The following is a 17,493-nucleotide window of genomic DNA, read 5'->3' as shown; positions in this document are numbered from 1 at the left end:
TTGGGTCCGTTACAATATTAGTGGTAGGCTGCAGGAAAACGACTCACTTTCCTAAGGGGGAACTGCCAAGCCTCCTCAGTCTCTGTGCTTCTTGTGGGGTCTCCGTATTCCTACCACCCCATTTGTTATGAGATTCAGAATGTGATGGCCAAAACGGAAATATGGGGTTCTTACCATAGGTGTTTAGTTGTTTCCGTTATTCCAAACAATTGTAAAGGGGTTCGAGAAATGGCGTGGCTCCTGTGAGACATCCGGCATGACAGGTAAGACCCCGGAGAGCGATTGCTCAAGGAGGATCAGCGCATTCCAGCGGAAAGCGAGCCATTTCTTGGACCTCCTTGTTCCATCTATGGTAACGAACAGATCCCTAACGTAAGTAATCTCAATATCTAATCTCATGGGGCTATAAATTGAAAAATACATTTACATGAAAAGACCCCTATTCACGTTTTGCATAGTCTTTAAAGAAGCCGTCATTTTTTCTTCTTTCGTCCATTTCGGCTTTGGTGTAGATGACTTTCATCGGATTTCCACCTACAAATGTCCCTTGAGGAACATCTTTATGAACAAGCGTCCCTGCGGATACAATCGCCCCATCACCAATGACAACGCCAGGAAGAATAGTTGAATTCGCGCCAATCATCACTTCGTCCCCGATAATGACATCACCAAGACGATATTCCTCAATCAAATATTCATGAGCCAAAATCGTCGTATTGTAGCCAATGACCGTATTTCTCCCTACCTGTATTCGCTCTGGATACATAACATCAAGCATAACCATGAGTGCAAAGGCTGTTTGACTTCCGACCTTCATTCGTAAAAAAGTCCGGTAAAGCCATGTTTTCATTCCCAGGAAAGGAGTATAGCGAGCCAGCTGAATGACGACGAAATTTTTTACAACTTTTAAGAACGGCACAGTCTTATACACATGCCAAAGCGAATTGGCTCCTTTGACGGGATATCGCTCGGTTTTACGCATTCGTCACCCTCCTGTTATTTCGAGCAGCTCACTCATATGAGTAAGCATGTAATCCGGTTTCAGCTCGTCCAGAACTGCGCGGCCTTTGACGGTCCAGGCTACACCCGCTGTTCTCGTCCCGGCATTTTGACCTGCTTCGATATCATGTGTATTATCACCGACCATTAAAGCCCTTGAAGCTTTTGCATCGAGGGCCTCTAGAGCCTTCACGATCGGTTCCGGATGCGGCTTGGCGTTTGACACATCATCAAGAGTGATAATGGTTTCAAATAAACCATCCAAATTAGTCAGTTCAAGCCCCATATGAACGGTATTGCGCATTTTAGTTGTCACAATCCCTAAGCGATATCTTTGTTCTTTCAACTTGTGGATTGTATCCACAACCCCTTCATAAGCTTTTACATAATCATGGTGATGCTCAATGTTGTGTTTACGATAGGTTTCCACCATCTCCTCAACATGGCCAGGGTTTATCTTTTGTAAACTCTCGCGAAGCGGTGGACCAATAAAATTCAGAATCTCTTCTCGTTTGTATTCACGATCACTATACTGACTGATCGTATGAGTAAAGGAAGCGATGATCAACTCGTTCGTGTCAATTAACGTTCCATCCAAATCAAAAAGTATTGTATCTATGCTCATGGGAAGTATCCTTTCTCTCTTGTTGTGATTTGTTCCATATAAAACCGACAATAGCTGTCAGCAGGATCGCAGTCAAAAGCCGAACGGCAAGCAACGGCCAGACCGGGATCCCGAGGGGAATAAAAATCAAGGTATCTTCAACGACGGCATGACAGGAAACTAAAAATAAGATGGCCAAATACATATCCTTCTTAGAGACGCCATCCTCTTCAACCGCCTGAATCATTAAACCTGCGCCGTAAGCCAGCCCAATGGTTAACCCCGCGACAAGCGTCATCGATGTATTTCTTTCCATACCGAGGAATTTTGTGAACGGCGCGACCCATCCGGAAAAACGGTCAAGCCAACCTTTTTCCCTTAAATATTGCATGAATATCATTAACGGGATGACAATGAGAGCAAGCTGAAAAATACCGACAATAGCCGTCTCCAGCCCTTGCCAGATGATCTCCAGCCAGCCATTCGGGTCAGCTGTTTTCTCTGGTGCCAGTCCGTACTTTGCTATCTCGCCTCCGCCTTTCCAAAAGAGGTTAATGAGCGTGGCAGATAAGAACGCCAGACCAAGTCTGACTCCAGCTACAAACCACCAGCTTACACCGACTCGCTTGGCGACCGTTGACTCTATCAGCAAATTATGCGAGAAAGAAAGCATAATAGCCAGAATGAAAACTTCTTTAACCGTGAATTCGAACGATATAATCGCTGCTATTCCAGCATATAAGTTTAAAAAGTTACCGACTACGAGCGGAACAGCCGCTTCCCCCGATAACCCAATCCATCCCATTACAGGCTCCAGCTTTTCCATGACCCAGGGCAGAATTGGAGTGAACTGGAGTATAGTCACGATCAATGTTACAGGAAAAATCACTTTTCCAAGTGTCCAGGTCAGCTCCAGCCCTTTTTTGCCGCCTCGTATGACTATTCCCTTCATTTCTACTTCTCCCTTATTTTACTTTCTTTCCGTTATAATATTTATTGGCCATTCCTGTTTTACGGCGATAAATCATGACAGCAATTGCTAAGGCTATAAGAATGATAGAAATAAACTGAGCCGTACGAATTTCACCAAACAGGTATAGACTGTCTGTACGCATTCCTTCGATGAAGAATCTTCCAAAAGAATACCAGATTACATAGCTCAAGAATACTTCGCCTCTACGAGGGTTGAACTTGTGACGCAACACCAGCAGGAAGATGAATCCAAGAATATTCCAAACAGATTCATAAAGAAAAGTTGGGTGATACAACGTTCCACCAATGCACATTTGCTGATTGATGAACCCAGGCAAATACTGCATAAAGCTGTTATAAAAAGTTTCAGACACAGGCCCGCCATGAGCTTCCTGGTTCATGAAGTTCCCCCATCGTCCTATCGCCTGGCCAAGAATGATGCTTGGGGCAGCTATATCTGCCATCATCCAAAAAGAAAGGCCTTTAATTTTCGTATATAGATATGCAGTCAAAACAGAACCGATTAGGGCTCCGTGTATGGCGATACCTCCTTCCCAAATCGCGAAGATATCCCACCAGGGGCCTCCGATATACCGATCCCATTCAAAAATAACGTAGTATAATCTTGCAAAAACAATCGCCGCTGGAATTGCGTAAACGACGATGTCAATCATGTAGTCTTTCTTTAAGCCTAGCCGTTCCGTTTCTCTTGTCGCAATCAACAGCCCTAAGAAGGCTCCTGTTGCGATAATTACTCCATACCAATAGATCGATAAAGGACCTAACTGGAGAAAGACCCGGTCCAAGGCTTCAGGTGTACAGGTCATGATGCCACCCCTCCCTTATGATTTCTGCTGATCCGAATCGATCACGTTGGTCAACCGCTCTGAAAATTCTTCTGCTGCATTGACTCCCATTCTCTTCAAGCGGAAATTCATCGCAGCTACTTCTATAATGACTGCTAAGTTACGTCCTGGACGCACAGGAATAGTCGCCTTTGGAACTTCTACATCCATGATCTTCATCGTCTCTTCTTCTAGACCAAGACGGTCATACTGCTTGTTTTTATCCCACAGTTCCAGGTTGATCACCAAAGTGATACGTTTATAACTACGGACAGCACCCGCACCGAACAGCGTCATCACATTGATGATTCCTAGTCCACGAATTTCTAACAGATGTTCAATTAAAGGCGGGCTGTTTCCAATTAACGTATCATAATCTTCTTGACGGATCTCAACACTGTCATCGGCTACAAGTCGGTGGCCTCTTTTTACAAGTTCAAGGGCGGTCTCACTTTTACCGACGCCGCTCTGCCCTGTAATGAGCACCCCAATTCCGTATATGTCGACAAGGACGCCGTGGATAGCTGTAAACGGTGCAAACTTCGTTTCTAAAAAATTAGTTAGCCGGCTAATCACTCTAGTCGTCTTATAAGGAGAAATCATTAACGGCACGCCAGCTTCTTTTGCAGCATCATGCAGCTCTGCCGGGATATCCATTCCCCTCGTAATGACGATTCCTGGTGTTACATCCGTACACAACTTCTCAGCGCGCTCCTGTCGCTGCTCCTTTGTCAATTCATTGAAATAGGAAAGCTCTGTTTTTCCTAAGAGCTGCAATCGTTCTTTCGGATAGAACTTGAAGTACCCTGTCATTTCTACACCTGGTCGAGAAATATCGCTCGTATGTATTTCACGGTGAATACCATCCTCACCAGCTATCAATTCAAGTTTAAACTGATCAATCAAATCTTCTGTTCGTACTTTACTCATGTTGATCTATGACCTCCTCTTTCATCGTTCAATCACTGTCCCCTATTGTAGCATGTTTTCTTATTATCTTGTGTAAAAACAAGCTTGGACTCTATTATACAGCGATTCTTCAGGCGGGTTAGTACACGTTCATCTTCAACAACAGTATGCCACATAAAATCGGTATACAAGCAAAAAAATCAAGTGCCCATGGACTGGGCACTTGATTTATGTCCAAACTCTTTATTTTTTCATATCCTTGATCAAACTATTCAAAATCAGATTAATTAGGGATATGATGATCGCTGCGAGAATTGCCATCCCGAACCCATCTATCTCAAAGGTACTGCCAAGGAAAAGGTCCGTCAGTGCAAGGGTAATCGCATTAATGACGAATAAGAACAGTCCTAGTGATAGTAGTGTGATTGGTAATGTTAAAACGACAAGAATAGGACGGACGATCGCGTTCAAAATTGAAAGAATGAAAGCAGCGAGCAATGCACCGCCGATTCCGTCAATATGAACGGCTTGAAACAATGTTCCTACTGCAATAATCGCAACCGCATTTACTACTATGTGAATAAGCCAACTTTTCATTCTTCCACCTTCTTTCTAATAAACTCTCTATTCACCTGCTTTTACGGTCACAGATCCTGTTTTCGTCTCAGCTTCAATATGAAAAGCTTGTTCGTATTCTTCATACGCTTCAAACTCCAATAGTTTGTTTGCGACATCTTTTTTATCTTTCAAGATCTTATAGTTATCTAGTTGACAATTTAGACTGCCCACTTTCGATCTCAGTACTCCATCAATACGTTTTTCCATCGGCAAGTTAACTTTCACACTTCCAGCTGTCGTTTTGTAAAAAGCGGTATGCGCCTTTTCTCCCTTATGTTCGACTGTAATGTTTCCGCTTAATGCTGACACATCACTCTTTCCAAAAAGACCAGAGAGGTTGACCGCCCCATTAACCGTATCAATTTCGCACGTTTCAAAGTCCCCTTCGGTAAACGTAATCGCACCATTTCCTGTTTCGATCTTACATTTATCCCCGCTTACTTGGCTAAGTTGGATTTTTCCATTCGTTGTTTTCAATTGGAAATGGTCACTATCGACCTGGTTAAACTTTATTCCGCCGTTCGTAAGCTTCGCTTTGAGGAATTCATACCTTTTCTTAGGAATATTCAGCTTTACGAAAGTCTTCACTTTCTTAGAAGGACTGGCAAGACGGAGCAGTCCTGATTGAATGTTAAATTGCCCATCAGTCAGAAACCTATCCCGGGCTTCTTCTTCTGATTTCACTTGATACACTTTCACTTGATAGGATGCCTTTACGTGAGGTTCCTCCCACGTATTTACTTCAAGCGATCCGTTAGCAATGGAAACGTCCAAATCATTAAAGTCCTGTGGATCAAGTGATTTTTCATAGTCAAACGTAACAGATTCTCCAAAAGATAGATCAAAATCCGCATTCTTAATCTTATCGACAGCGTCACCTAAAAAATGCTTGATGCCGTACTTGTTTGAAGCTGGGTCCGACTCATTTTTTTCAGTATCGTCGACGGCATCAAGCAGCTTTGCGCCTTCCTCAGCAGTTACTGTCCCTTCTTCAATCATTTTTAAGATTCTCATACGTTCTTCATTCATTACTTCATCCACTCCTTTATTCATTATTACTGCATTCCCTCACAAAAGGTTTCAAAAACACCAACAAAAAAACACCTTGAAAAACATGATGTCTTTTCAAGGTGTAAGGGATTAATCAAATTTGTATTGATAAAAACGCTCGGTTTTCAAGCGCTCCAATTGTTCGGCTTGCTGGTCTTGAGATTGTATCAAGCTCATCATTCCATCTGCTTGAGACAGGTGAGCTTTGATGGCAGCCAGTTTGCGATCCCAAAAAGGTTCTACATTGTGAACGATTTGAGGTTCTCCCAAATCTTCCTCATGATTATTCGAGATAGCGTGCATCCAAACATCCGGACGATTATTTTCCTCTATCTGTCGTACGGCCTCAACCACTGCTTTTCCTAAAGCATCGTGATCTGGATGAACTGCATATCCAGGGTAATGTGTAATGACCGTTGTGGCATTCAATGATTCAATTCGCTCTTTCAAATGTTCAGCCATTTCTTCGACGGGTTCGAATTCCAAGGTTTTATCACGATAACCCAGATATTCAACTTCTATATCCAACTGCTTGGCAGCCTCGGCAAGCTCTTTCTTACGGAATGAAGAAAGAGTTTCTCTATTGGCGAAAACAGGATTGCCCATATTTCTTCCCATCTCTCCTAGCGTTCCACACAAATAGGTCACAGGAACACCATCATCTCTGAATTTTGAAATGGTTCCAGAAGCTCCGAATGATTCATCATCAGGGTGTGGGAAAATGACCACGACATGCTGCTTACTCATCAGGATCAGCCTCGTGTGAGAATGGTGTTTCACTAATTTCGAGTGCCACCATCAAACGCCCTTCACGGTCGTGTCCTGCCATCAGCAACCGGTCTTTTTCATCGATTTCGAAGTCTGTTAACCCTTCTGCATAAACCCAGCCGAGGTCCAGTTTCAACCCCACACGATAGGATCCGCCCGTACTGACGATTTTGCCATGCTGGTAATTGACTTGAGCATTTCTAATAAACGCCCCAACATTATAGGCTTCTTCGTCAAAGTGGCTGGCATAGGCCCCATTGGTTGTTTCAAGGTGTACATAAACCTCTTTATTCGCTAAGGCATTGATTTTGTTCTGTACTTTATCTTGTATGATTGCTTCCATTCGAATTCCTCCCGTTCAACGCTTCTTGCTGGTCTAAGGAGAAAGTGAGCGGTATATGCTCTTTCACATTCCACTCACCCTACTGCCTTTACATACCTTAAACGATACGGAACTATTTTCCCAACGTCAAAACATTTACTTGTTTGCTACTTTTTCCTTTGTTTTGAGCACTTTATCCATCCGCTTGCGATCGCGTTCGAGAATAGGCTTTAAGTATTTACCTGTGTAGGACGTGGAGTGATCAGCGACTTCTTCTGGAGTTCCGCTGGCGATGATTTGACCGCCATTTTCTCCGCCTTCAGGCCCCAGATCAAGAATAAAATCAGCTTCTTTTATAACATCAAGGTTGTGTTCAATGATTAATACAGAATCTCCATTCTCTACAAGACGTTGAAGCACCTTCAATAAGCGGGAAATATCATCAACGTGAAGACCTGTCGTCGGTTCATCCAAGATGTAGAAGGATTTTCCATTCGACCTGCGGTGCAGTTCACTTGCCAGTTTCACCCGCTGCGCTTCCCCACCGGAAAGAGTCGTCGCTGGTTGTCCGAGTTTGATATATTCAAGACCAACATCCGCAACAGTTTGCAGTTTACGTTTAATTTTAGGGATGTTCGCGAAAAATTCCAATGCTTCTTCAATCGTCATCGCTAATACATCTGCAATGCTTTTTCCTTTGTATTTTACTTCCAGCGTCTCTCGGTTATATCGCTTTCCGTCACATACTTCACAAGGAACGTAAACATCTGGTAGGAAGTGCATCTCAATTTTAATGATGCCGTCTCCACGACATGCTTCACAGCGTCCGCCTTTTACGTTGAAGCTGAAACGGCCTTTCTTATAACCACGGATTTTCGCTTCGTTCGTTTGCGCAAATACATCTCTGATATCGTCAAAAACACCTGTGTAAGTTGCCGGGTTGGATCGTGGTGTACGTCCTATCGGAGACTGGTCGATATCAATCACTTTGTCCAGCTGGTTGATCCCTTCAATGGTTTCATGTTTTCCTGGTTTTTGTTTACCTTTATGAAGCTTCATTGATAAGGATTTGTATAAGATTTCGTTAATAAGCGTACTCTTGCCGGATCCTGATACACCGGTAACGGCTGTAAGCAGTCCAAGTGGAATTTTAGCATTCACTTTCTTCAGGTTATTTTCTTCCGCTTTCTTAATCTCAAGGAAGCGTCCGTCAGGCTTCCGACGCTCAGCTGGAAGCGGAATGAATTTTTTCCCAGATAGATACTGTCCAGTTAAGGACTTCCCACTTTTCATGACTTGTTTAGGAGTTCCTTGCGTGACGATATCCCCACCATGAGCTCCAGCTCCTGGCCCAATATCGATCAAATAGTCGGCGGCAAGCATGGTGTCTTCATCGTGCTCGACAACGATGAGAGTATTGTCTAAGTCTCTCATCCGCTTCAATGTATTGATCAAACGATCATTATCACGCTGATGGAGCCCAATGGATGGCTCATCGAGAACATAAAGCACGCCCGTTAATGCAGAACCAATCTGCGTCGCCAATCGAATACGCTGGGCTTCACCACCTGACAGAGTTCCTGCCGAGCGGGATAAAGTTAAATACTCCAGACCAACGTTTGCTAAGAAGCTCAAGCGTTCGCAAATTTCCTTTAAGATCATTCGGGCAATGGTTTCTTCTTTTTCCGTTAATTCAAGACTTTCAAAGAAATCTTTGGCTTCTGTAACGGAATAATCCGTTGTGTGACCAATGTGTTTACCGTTAATAAGAACCGCTAATGCCTCTTCATTCAAACGGTTTCCCTTACATTTTGGACAGGGCTTCTGAGCCATATATTTTTCCATTTGTTCACGAATATAATCAGAACTCGTCTCTCTGTAACGACGAGATATATTTGGAATGACCCCTTCAAAGTAAATTTCGTTTTCTCTTACTTTTCCAAAGTCATTTTCATAACGGAAATAGACTTTATCATTTCCACTTCCATAAAGTATTTTGTCCATCTGCTCTTTTGGCAGATCTTTGACAGGCTTGTTCATATCGATGCCGTAATGATCAGCAACACTTTTCAGCAGCTGTGGGTAATATTGAGAGCTTGTCGGTTCCCACGGAGCAATTGCATGTTCTTTTAACGAAAGTGTCCAATCGGGAATAACAAGGTCAAGATCCACTTCCAGCTGAGTCCCTAATCCATCACAGCGGCTGCACGCTCCGTATGGACTGTTGAATGAGAACATACGGGGTTCTAATTCGCTAACGGAAAACCCACATATCGGACAGGCATGGTGCTCACTGAACATCAGTTCTTCATCATTGATGACATCAACGATCGTATGGCCGCCTCCAAGATTCAATGCTGTTTCAATGGAATCAGATAGACGTCCTTCCACACCGTCTTTTACAACGATACGGTCAACAACAACTTCTATCGAGTGCTTTTTATTTTTATCAAGGTTTATTTCCTCGGAAATTTCACGCATCTCTCCATCGACACGTAGACGGATATATCCTTCTTTTTGAAGCTGCTCAAAAACCTTCACATGCTCTCCCTTTCGACCTGAAATGACAGGGGCAAGAATTTGAAGTTTTGTGCGCTCTGGATATTCCATAACTCTGTCGACCATTTGCTGGACCGTCTGAGAGCTGATTTCAACTCCATGCTTTGGACAGGTCGGCCGTCCGATACGGGCAAACAGTAAGCGCAAGTAATCGTAAATTTCTGTTACTGTTCCTACGGTAGACCTGGGGTTACGGCTCGTCGTTTTTTGGTCAATAGAAATGGCGGGTGATAACCCTTCGATTGAATCGACATCAGGCTTATCCATTTGACCCAGGAACTGACGGGCATAGGCACTCAATGATTCGACATAGCGCCGCTGCCCTTCCGCGTAAATCGTGTCAAATGCTAGAGAAGATTTTCCTGAGCCGGACAAGCCTGTCATGACCACCAGTTTATTTTTAGGAATATCGATATCGATATTTTTTAAGTTGTGTGCTCGGGCACCTTTGATACTGATATACTTACTGGCCATTGTACACTCATCCCTCCGCTTTTAATTCCAATAAAACATCTCGCAGTTCTGCCGCTCGTTCGAAATCGAGATCTCGAGCCGCTTGTTTCATTTCTGTTTCTAGATTGTCGATCATTTCCAGGCGTTCTTTCTTCGTCATCTCTGAAGGTCTCTTAGTTGTCTCATAATCTCCCTCTTCCTCAGCAACAGCTGTGGCCTTAATGACGTCCCGTACTTCCTTCCTGATGGTCTTAGGAGTAATGCCATGCTCTTCGTTATAAGCAATTTGCTTTTCGCGGCGACGGTATGTTTCGTCGATCGCAAACTGCATCGATTTTGTAATTTTATCTGCATACATGATGACTTTTCCATTTTCATTACGTGCAGCTCGTCCAATGGTTTGTATTAGGGAACGGTCAGAACGTAAGAATCCTTCTTTATCAGCATCCAAAATAGTAACTAACGACACTTCTGGTATATCAAGACCTTCTCTTAACAAGTTAATCCCGACAAGTACATCATATTTTCCAACACGGAGATCCCGTATAATTTCAATTCTCTCCAGTGTTTTAATTTCTGAGTGTAGATAAGCGACTTTGATTCCGAGTTCTTTTAAGTAATCCGTTAAATCCTCGGACATCTTCTTAGTCAACGTCGTGACTAATACGCGCTCACTTCTATCTTTTCGCTTATTGATTTCTCCGACAAGGTCGTCAATTTGGCCATGGATGGGTCGAACTTCAATTTCTGGATCCAACAAGCCAGTTGGTCGAATGATTTGTTCAGTCATTTTCGGTGTATGCTCTAATTCATAAGGCCCAGGGGTAGCAGATACGTAGGCCGCTTGATTAACTTTTGATTCGAACTCCGGAAATTGGAGAGGACGGTTATCCATCGCTGATGGCAGACGAAACCCGTGGTCAACGAGCACTTGTTTTCTCGCTCGGTCTCCATTGTACATCCCTCTTACTTGAGGAAGTGTAACATGCGATTCATCCACCATGACCAAGAAATCATCGGGGAAATAATCCAGCAGTGTATAGGGCGTTGCCCCTTCTTCCCGGAATGTCAAATGGCGTGAATAGTTCTCAATACCGGAACAGAACCCCATTTCCCTCATCATTTCTAAGTCATAGTTCGTTCTTTGTTCTATCCTCTGAGCTTCCAAAAGTTTATCCTGATCTTTAAGTTCTTTTACGCGAACTTCTAATTCTTTTTCGATATTCTTGATTGCTTTTTTCAACTTCTCTTCTCTAGTTACGAAGTGAGAAGCAGGGAATATTGCAACATGTTCTCTGTCTCCGACAATTTCACCTGTCAGGACATCAATCTCCCGAATTCGGTCAATTTCATCTCCAAAGAACTCCACACGTATCGCATGTTCTTCGCGGGATGCTGGAATAATTTCAACCGAATCCCCACGGACACGGAACGTACCGCGCTGAAAATCGATATCATTTCGTGCGTACTGGATGTCTACCAAATTCCTTAAAAGCTCGTCCCGGTCCTTTTCCATTCCAACTCGTATGGATAAAACTTGACTGCGGTATTCGTCGGGAGAACCTAAACCATAGATGCAGGACACACTGGCTACAATGATGACATCATTCCGTTCGAACAACGATGAAGTAGCCGAGTGGCGCAGTTTATCGATTTCATCATTAATGCTTGCATCTTTTTCTATAAATGTATCCGATGATGGTACATAAGCCTCAGGCTGATAATAGTCATAGTAACTGACAAAATACTCAACGGCATTGTTCGGAAAAAACTCCTTAAACTCACTATATAGCTGTCCAGCTAATGTTTTATTGTGGGCGATAATTAGAGTAGGTTTATTGACTTGCTGGATCACATTGGACATCGTAAACGTTTTTCCCGTTCCTGTTGCACCTAGAAGCGTCTGATGCCGCTCACCACGTTTAATTCCTTCAACCAATTCCTTGATCGCTTTCGGCTGATCACCTTGAGGTGAGAACTGTGAAACCAATTCAAATTTATTCTCCACGACGAAACCCTCCGTTCCTATCTCATTCAAGATTAGTTTACCACAATATATTACCATTCTAACATGAAACGAACAAACATTCGGTTTGCAATTCTTTTGGAAATTTTCGGGATTCAATCGGATATTAAGTACCGCTTTAAACCCTAAAAGAGAAACCACTACATGAAGGTGTAGTGGTTTCTCTTTTACTTATTCAAATGTCTGGTTATACTGGTTGACTTCAAACAAATCGGTAAGTTCAATATCTGGGTTTTTGTCGATGAACCAACGAAGTGAGAAATCATTTTTAAATAGGACAAGTGGATTGCCTTCTCTATCTTGCACTAGCATATTTCGCTCATCAAACAAGGATTCATCCACCTGATCCTGCCGCAACCAGCGAGGAATCCGTTCCCCAATCGAAGTCAGTTCTACTTCAACGTTATACTCATTCTTCATCCTATATTCGAATACTTCATATTGAAGTTCTCCGACAGCTCCGATGATATAATCTTCAAATCGATAGCGTTTAAACAGTTGAATTGCTCCTTCTTGGACAAGCTGTTCCAAACCTTTTTTAAATTGCTTCGACTTCATCACGTTCTTAGCGGTTACTTTTTTGAAAAGCTCTGGCGGGAACTGAGGAAGCTCATCATATTCAAAGTTGGATTTTCCTGTCACAATCGTGTCTCCAATGCGGTACACGTTAGGATCATAGATTCCGATAATATCCCCAGCATATCCTTCTTCTACTGTACCTCTTGAAGAAGCAACAAATTGCTGTGATTGAGCAAGTTTGAATGTTTTCCCTGTTCTTGAAAGGGTTACGTTCATCCCGCGCTCAAACTTACCAGAGCAGATCCGGACGAAAGCAATACGGTCACGGTGCTGCGGGTTCATATTCGCCTGAATTTTGAAAATAAACCCTGAAAACTCTTCGTGATCTGGAGATACGACTCCTTCAGTTGATTTTCTAGGTGCAGGCTCCGGTGCCATATCAATAAACGTATTAAAGAAGGTCTCGACTCCGAATGGAGCAAGGGCACTGCCGAAGAAGACTGGTGTCTGGTCGCCTTTCATCACCTTATCCATTGAGAAATTGTCACCCGCTTCCACTAAAAGCTCCATCTCTTCTTGAGCTTCCTGGAAGGTGGCGTTTTCGGTCAGCTCTGGATAGTCATCAAGCTGATCATAGGGAATGTACGTTTCTTCTTCATTTCCTGAGAAGTGAACAAACTTTTCATTGTTGCGGTCAAATACGCCAAGGAATCGTTTCCCCATTCCAGCCGGCCAAGTCATCGGGTACGTTTCAATATTAAGCGTTTCTTCGATTTCCTCCATCAATTCAAACGGATCGCGGCTTTCACGGTCCATTTTATTGATAAAAGTAAAAATCGGAATCCCGCGCATTTTACAAACTTTGAACAATTTCAATGTTTGAGCTTCAATCCCTTTTGTAGCATCGATGATCATGACTACGCTGTCTACGGCCGTAAGCGTACGGTACGTGTCTTCACTGAAATCTTCGTGACCGGGTGTATCTAAAATGTTTACCTGGTAACCCTTATAAGGAAAGTTCATCACACTGGATGTCACAGAAATTCCACGCTGCTTCTCAATTTCCATCCAGTCTGAAGTTGCAAACTTACCAGACTTCTTTCCTTTTACAGTTCCTGCTGAACGAATCAGGTTTCCGAACAAAAGCATTTTCTCTGTCATCGTTGTTTTCCCGGCGTCCGGGTGCGAAATAATGGCAAACGTTCTGCGCTTTTTCATTTCTTCCTGTATTTCCATCGTTATATCCTCCATCATTTTAAAATCGTTTATGAAAAGGTTCGGGGATATACGGATATCACATTGGACTCTTCACTCCATAAAAAAACCGCTCCCTCTCGAGCGAGCGGCTTCCTCGAATTTTCAAACTCATACTTTGAAAGTTAGCATAACCATAGCGTAAAATCAATCGTAAAAGGAATTTCTGCCACCTCAGGTCATCCATTATCTGGATGACCTGAGGTGGCAGAATCTGGATGACCTGAGGAGACATTTATAGGAAATCTTCACCTTTTCAAACCTGTTATAATAGAGAAAATACTGATAGTAAGGATGCCAGTTATGCAGACGTACTTGTTACAACCGAACGATATAAAGAAAATAACCGGTACTACATTTTATACTCGAGGCAAGCAATACTTTGAGGCCGGTAAAGTATACGGACTTTCCCATAATAGCGCCATTCGGTCGTGGCGAGCTGTCGTAGCGGGTACGCATGATTATGAAGTACGCGTCTTCTTTTTTGAGGATGACGATGTAGAAGCAACTTGCGAATGCGCTGCTTATAGTAAGTACTATACATGCAAGCATATTGCTGCCGTATTAATTGCAATCCGTGAGAAAGCTCTGGATGAAGTCGCACCAAAACTTGCGGACAAAGGACAGCGGGAACGATCTTCAACGACTAACAATGACCGATTATTTGCAATGCGTTTATTTGAGACGTTTCGTCAACGGCAGGAAAACCGAATGGCGAGTGATCTTAAAAAAACATTAGGAGTTCAGTACTTTCTTCACCTTCATACTTTACTAGGGACTAAAAGCTTAAGTATTGAAGTAAAACTAGGTGAGAACTATCCATATGTCATAAAAAACATTAGAGAACTTCTTGAACATATGGATCGTGAGCAGCCATACAGAATTTCTAAAAAATTCACTTACGATCCTGCTGAACATGTCATGAAGACAGAAGACAGAGCCATTTTTGACCTTCTCATTCATGCTTACGAGCAGGAACGTTTTTATGAACAGCAATGGAACATCTCCGAACAAAAAACAATAAGAATCCCGCCCGGCCTTGCAGAAAATCTTCTGCCAAAGCTGGAAGAGAATAATTGTGAAATTATCGATCGCGGAGAGACCAAAGGGAAATTACACTACGACCGTGAGTTTCCTGATCTTTCTTTTTACATTTCTGAAGAACGCGGACATTTTCATATGCACTTAAGTCATTTGAAAAGTTACGATTATTTAGCAGATTATCACCTTTTATATAAGGAAGGTACATTCTATCCTATAGAACAGAAAAAGGAACAAGTCATCGATACGCTCTATTCGCTGTTTCCTTATAACTCCAACGGAAACCATACGGTCAGCCACACGGATATGGAAGGGATTGTTTCTTATGTACTTCCGGAATTAGAAACCATTGCAGACGTGGAACTTGATAGTGCTGCCGAAAAAAAAATCATCCAAAAACCACTCCGGGCTGAAGTCTACCTCGATTTCTATCATTGGACCTTAACGATCGAAGTCCGCTTCCGCTATGGAGATGAAACGATCAATCCATTTAAAACGAAACCACAAAACGATAGCACAATTATTCGAAGAGATAGCGCAACAGAACAGGCCATAATGGAACTGATTGAGTATGCGGAATTCAAGTTCGATGGTGAGATCGTTTATATTGAAAATGAAGATCAACTGGATGTGTTCTTACAGGAGCTTCTTCCAAAGTTCAGAGAACACGCGGAAGTATTCTTATCATCTTCCGTTCGTTCATTAATGGATCAGCAGGATCATGAATTGAAGCCTTCTGTTGAAGTTCAAAGCGATGGCAGCTGGCTTGATATCAGTTTTGAAATTGATGGTATTAGTTCAGATGATGTATCAGCGGCGTTAAAAGCTTCGATAGAACGAAAAAAATATTACAGGCTTTCTGATGGCGCACTGTTATCTTTAACTTCTGACTCTTTTGAGCGATTCCAGCGACTGGCCTCAGAGCTTGATTTGTCCAGCAAAGATATCGAGGATAGCCACCTTCAAGTAGCTAAAATGAGAAGCCTGCAGGTTGAGGATGCACTAAAAACGGAAGAATCCGAGCGTGATCAGTCGTTTACTGAACTAGTTGAACGGTTAAAGTCACCTCAGTCCTTTAACATTGAGGCTCCAAAGAACTTACAGGCCGACTTGCGTCCCTATCAGCTGACAGGTTTTCGCTGGATGAAATCACTAGCGACTTACGGACTTGGAGGCATTCTCGCCGATGACATGGGACTAGGTAAAACTTTGCAGACCATCACCTTCCTGCTTTATGAAAAAGAAAAAGGTCTATTGGAGCATCCAGCGCTTATCATTGCGCCTGCATCACTGATCTACAACTGGAAAAAAGAAGTGGAGAAATTCGCACCAGACTTATCTGTTCAGACCATCTCGGGAGATCCGCAAGCAAGAGCAGAAGCACTTGAACAAATGGCTTCTAAAGATATTGTGATTACTTCTTATCCCTTGTTGCGACAAGACGCTGATTTTTATAAAGAAGCAGACTTTCATGCGATGATATTAGACGAATCGCAGGCCGTTAAAAATGAATCGACGAAAACAGCCACTGCTGTTCGGACCATCAAAGCGAAGCACCGCTTTGCGTTGAGCGGTACTCCAATAGAAAATTCCTTACAGGAGCTATGGTCCATATTCCGCATTATCATGCCTGGTTTCTATACGAGTAAAAAGAAATTTCTTGATATGAAACCGGATAAAATTGCCAGGATGACGCGTCCCTTCATTTTAAGGCGGATGAAAACGGAAGTACTTGATGAACTTCCCGATAAAATTGATACGGTTCAGTACTCCGAGCTTACTCGCGAACAAAAAGAAGTATACCTGGGTTATCTTGAAAGAATTCAGAATGATATTCAAGAAACCATAGCGACGAAAGGCATTCAGCGAGGAAAACTTGAGATTCTTGCCGGCTTAACTAGATTGAGACAAATTTGCTGTCACCCCTCCTTATTCTTAGAAAACTACGAAGGGGGATCAGGCAAGCTGGAACAATTGAAAGAACTAGCGAAGGAAATGAAGGCAGGCGGTCATCGTCTCCTCATATTCTCCCAGTTTTCAAGCATGCTGACTATTCTTCATAACGAGCTTGCAACAGAAGGAATCGATGGTTTTTACCTGGATGGGAGTACTAAATCTGAGAAGCGTATGGAACAGGTGGAACGGTTCAATGCAGGTGAAAAGGATGCCTTTTTTATCTCATTGAAAGCTGGAGGTACTGGCTTGAACCTAACCGGTGCAGACACCGTCATTCTCTATGACTTATGGTGGAACCCGGCCATTGAGGAACAGGCTGCCGGCAGGGCTCACCGTATTGGTCAAGAGAAAATCGTCCAAGTGGTCCGTATGATTTCTGAAGGAACGATCGAGGAACGCATCTATCAGCTTCAGCAGAAGAAACGTGACCTCGTCGATCAAATTATCCAGCCTGGTGAGTCAATGCTGACGTCCTTAAGTGAAGAAGAAATTCGTGATTTGTTTAGATAAAAGAAATAAGCCCAGCAGGAAGTCGAGGCTCCTTACTCTTATCTTCAACTGCGGGAAAGCGGGAAAGTTAAGACCGACAAACAGGGAC

The 17,493-nt window shown here is 42.9% G+C and carries 13 protein-coding genes; 1 reads left to right on the top strand and 12 read right to left on the bottom strand.

Features of this window, described 5'->3' with window-relative positions:
* Positions 1–439 precede the first annotated feature (439 nt).
* The 12 genes from ACRYKC_RS10505 to ACRYKC_RS10450 form a co-directional block, all read right to left on the bottom strand.
* Positions 440–982: an acyltransferase gene (locus ACRYKC_RS10505; protein WP_433806688.1), complete on the bottom strand. Its 543-nt coding sequence runs from the start codon at positions 980–982 to the stop codon at positions 440–442.
* Positions 983–985: 3 nt separating this feature from the next.
* Positions 986–1,624, bottom strand: a complete 639-nt coding sequence (gene ppaX, locus ACRYKC_RS10500; protein WP_433806687.1) for a pyrophosphatase PpaX — start codon at positions 1,622–1,624, stop codon at positions 986–988.
* A complete protein-coding gene (locus tag ACRYKC_RS10495; protein WP_433806686.1) occupies positions 1,599–2,555 on the bottom strand; it encodes a nucleoside recognition domain-containing protein in 957 nt (318 codons plus the stop codon). The genes ppaX and ACRYKC_RS10495 overlap by 26 nt, the downstream gene beginning before the upstream one ends.
* 13 nt (positions 2,556–2,568) lie before the next feature.
* Positions 2,569–3,402, bottom strand: coding sequence for a prolipoprotein diacylglyceryl transferase (gene lgt / locus ACRYKC_RS10490; RefSeq protein ID WP_433806685.1), 834 nt, complete (start codon positions 3,400–3,402; stop codon positions 2,569–2,571).
* A gap of 15 nt (positions 3,403–3,417) precedes the next feature.
* Positions 3,418–4,350 carry an HPr(Ser) kinase/phosphatase gene (gene hprK, locus ACRYKC_RS10485; protein WP_433806684.1) on the bottom strand — a complete coding sequence of 311 codons (933 nt, stop codon included), beginning with the start codon at positions 4,348–4,350 and terminating at the stop codon, positions 3,418–3,420.
* A 222-nt stretch (positions 4,351–4,572) separates the two neighbouring features.
* On the bottom strand, positions 4,573–4,926 hold the full coding sequence (locus ACRYKC_RS10480; RefSeq protein WP_433806683.1) for a phage holin family protein: 354 nt from the start codon (positions 4,924–4,926) through the stop codon (positions 4,573–4,575).
* A gap of 27 nt (positions 4,927–4,953) precedes the next feature.
* On the bottom strand, positions 4,954–5,976 hold the full coding sequence (locus ACRYKC_RS10475) for a DUF4097 family beta strand repeat-containing protein (protein ID WP_433806682.1): 1,023 nt from the start codon (positions 5,974–5,976) through the stop codon (positions 4,954–4,956).
* A 111-nt stretch (positions 5,977–6,087) separates the two neighbouring features.
* On the bottom strand, positions 6,088–6,744 hold the full coding sequence (gene bshB2 / locus ACRYKC_RS10470; protein WP_433806681.1) for a bacillithiol biosynthesis deacetylase BshB2: 657 nt from the start codon (positions 6,742–6,744) through the stop codon (positions 6,088–6,090).
* Complete coding sequence (locus ACRYKC_RS10465; protein WP_433806680.1) at positions 6,737–7,108, bottom strand: YojF family protein; 372 nt, start codon at positions 7,106–7,108, stop codon at positions 6,737–6,739. Before ACRYKC_RS10465 ends, bshB2 begins: the two co-directional genes overlap by 8 nt.
* Positions 7,109–7,243: 135 nt before the next feature.
* Entirely contained in the window at positions 7,244–10,120 is a 2,877-nt protein-coding gene (gene uvrA / locus ACRYKC_RS10460; protein ID WP_433806679.1) for an excinuclease ABC subunit UvrA, read from the bottom strand.
* A 7-nt stretch (positions 10,121–10,127) separates the two neighbouring features.
* Positions 10,128–12,107, bottom strand: a complete 1,980-nt coding sequence (uvrB, locus tag ACRYKC_RS10455) for an excinuclease ABC subunit UvrB (RefSeq protein ID WP_433806678.1) — start codon at positions 12,105–12,107, stop codon at positions 10,128–10,130.
* Between the two features lie 189 nt (positions 12,108–12,296).
* Positions 12,297–13,880 (bottom strand): peptide chain release factor 3, encoded by a 1,584-nt coding sequence (locus tag ACRYKC_RS10450; RefSeq protein WP_433806677.1) that lies wholly within the window; start codon positions 13,878–13,880, stop codon positions 12,297–12,299.
* Positions 13,881–14,201: 321 nt separating this feature from the next.
* On the opposite strand from ACRYKC_RS10450, the gene ACRYKC_RS10445 reads away from it, so the two are divergent.
* On the top strand, positions 14,202–17,405 hold the full coding sequence (locus tag ACRYKC_RS10445; protein ID WP_433806676.1) for a DEAD/DEAH box helicase: 3,204 nt from the start codon (positions 14,202–14,204) through the stop codon (positions 17,403–17,405).
* The last annotated feature ends 88 nt before the right edge of the window (positions 17,406–17,493 follow it).

The sequence above is a fragment of the Halobacillus sp. A1-3 genome (genome assembly GCF_050971765.1).
Classification (GTDB): domain Bacteria; phylum Bacillota; class Bacilli; order Bacillales; family Halobacillaceae; genus Halobacillus; species Halobacillus mangrovi_B.
The sequence above is the reverse complement of the archived record's forward strand: the minus strand, read 5'-3'. Positions and strand labels throughout refer to the sequence as shown.

What these genes read in the sequence shown, in the direction of transcription:
- ACRYKC_RS10505 (WP_433806688.1), bottom strand. Translation starts at nt 982, where the DNA reads ATGCGTAAAACCGAGCGATATCCCGTCAAAGGAGCCAATTCGCTTTGG.
- ppaX (WP_433806687.1), bottom strand. Translation starts at nt 1,624, where the DNA reads ATGAGCATAGATACAATACTTTTTGATTTGGATGGAACGTTAATTGAC.
- ACRYKC_RS10495 (WP_433806686.1), bottom strand. Translation starts at nt 2,555, where the DNA reads ATGAAGGGAATAGTCATACGAGGCGGCAAAAAAGGGCTGGAGCTGACC.
- lgt (WP_433806685.1), bottom strand. Translation starts at nt 3,402, where the DNA reads ATGACCTGTACACCTGAAGCCTTGGACCGGGTCTTTCTCCAGTTAGGT.
- hprK (WP_433806684.1), bottom strand. Translation starts at nt 4,350, where the DNA reads ATGAGTAAAGTACGAACAGAAGATTTGATTGATCAGTTTAAACTTGAA.
- ACRYKC_RS10480 (WP_433806683.1), bottom strand. Translation starts at nt 4,926, where the DNA reads ATGAAAAGTTGGCTTATTCACATAGTAGTAAATGCGGTTGCGATTATT.
- ACRYKC_RS10475 (WP_433806682.1), bottom strand. Translation starts at nt 5,976, where the DNA reads ATGAATGAAGAACGTATGAGAATCTTAAAAATGATTGAAGAAGGGACA.
- bshB2 (WP_433806681.1), bottom strand. Translation starts at nt 6,744, where the DNA reads ATGAGTAAGCAGCATGTCGTGGTCATTTTCCCACACCCTGATGATGAA.
- ACRYKC_RS10465 (WP_433806680.1), bottom strand. Translation starts at nt 7,108, where the DNA reads ATGGAAGCAATCATACAAGATAAAGTACAGAACAAAATCAATGCCTTA.
- uvrA (WP_433806679.1), bottom strand. Translation starts at nt 10,120, where the DNA reads ATGGCCAGTAAGTATATCAGTATCAAAGGTGCCCGAGCACACAACTTA.
- ACRYKC_RS10450 (WP_433806677.1), bottom strand. Translation starts at nt 13,880, where the DNA reads ATGGAAATACAGGAAGAAATGAAAAAGCGCAGAACGTTTGCCATTATT.
- ACRYKC_RS10445 (WP_433806676.1), top strand. Translation starts at nt 14,202, where the DNA reads ATGCAGACGTACTTGTTACAACCGAACGATATAAAGAAAATAACCGGT.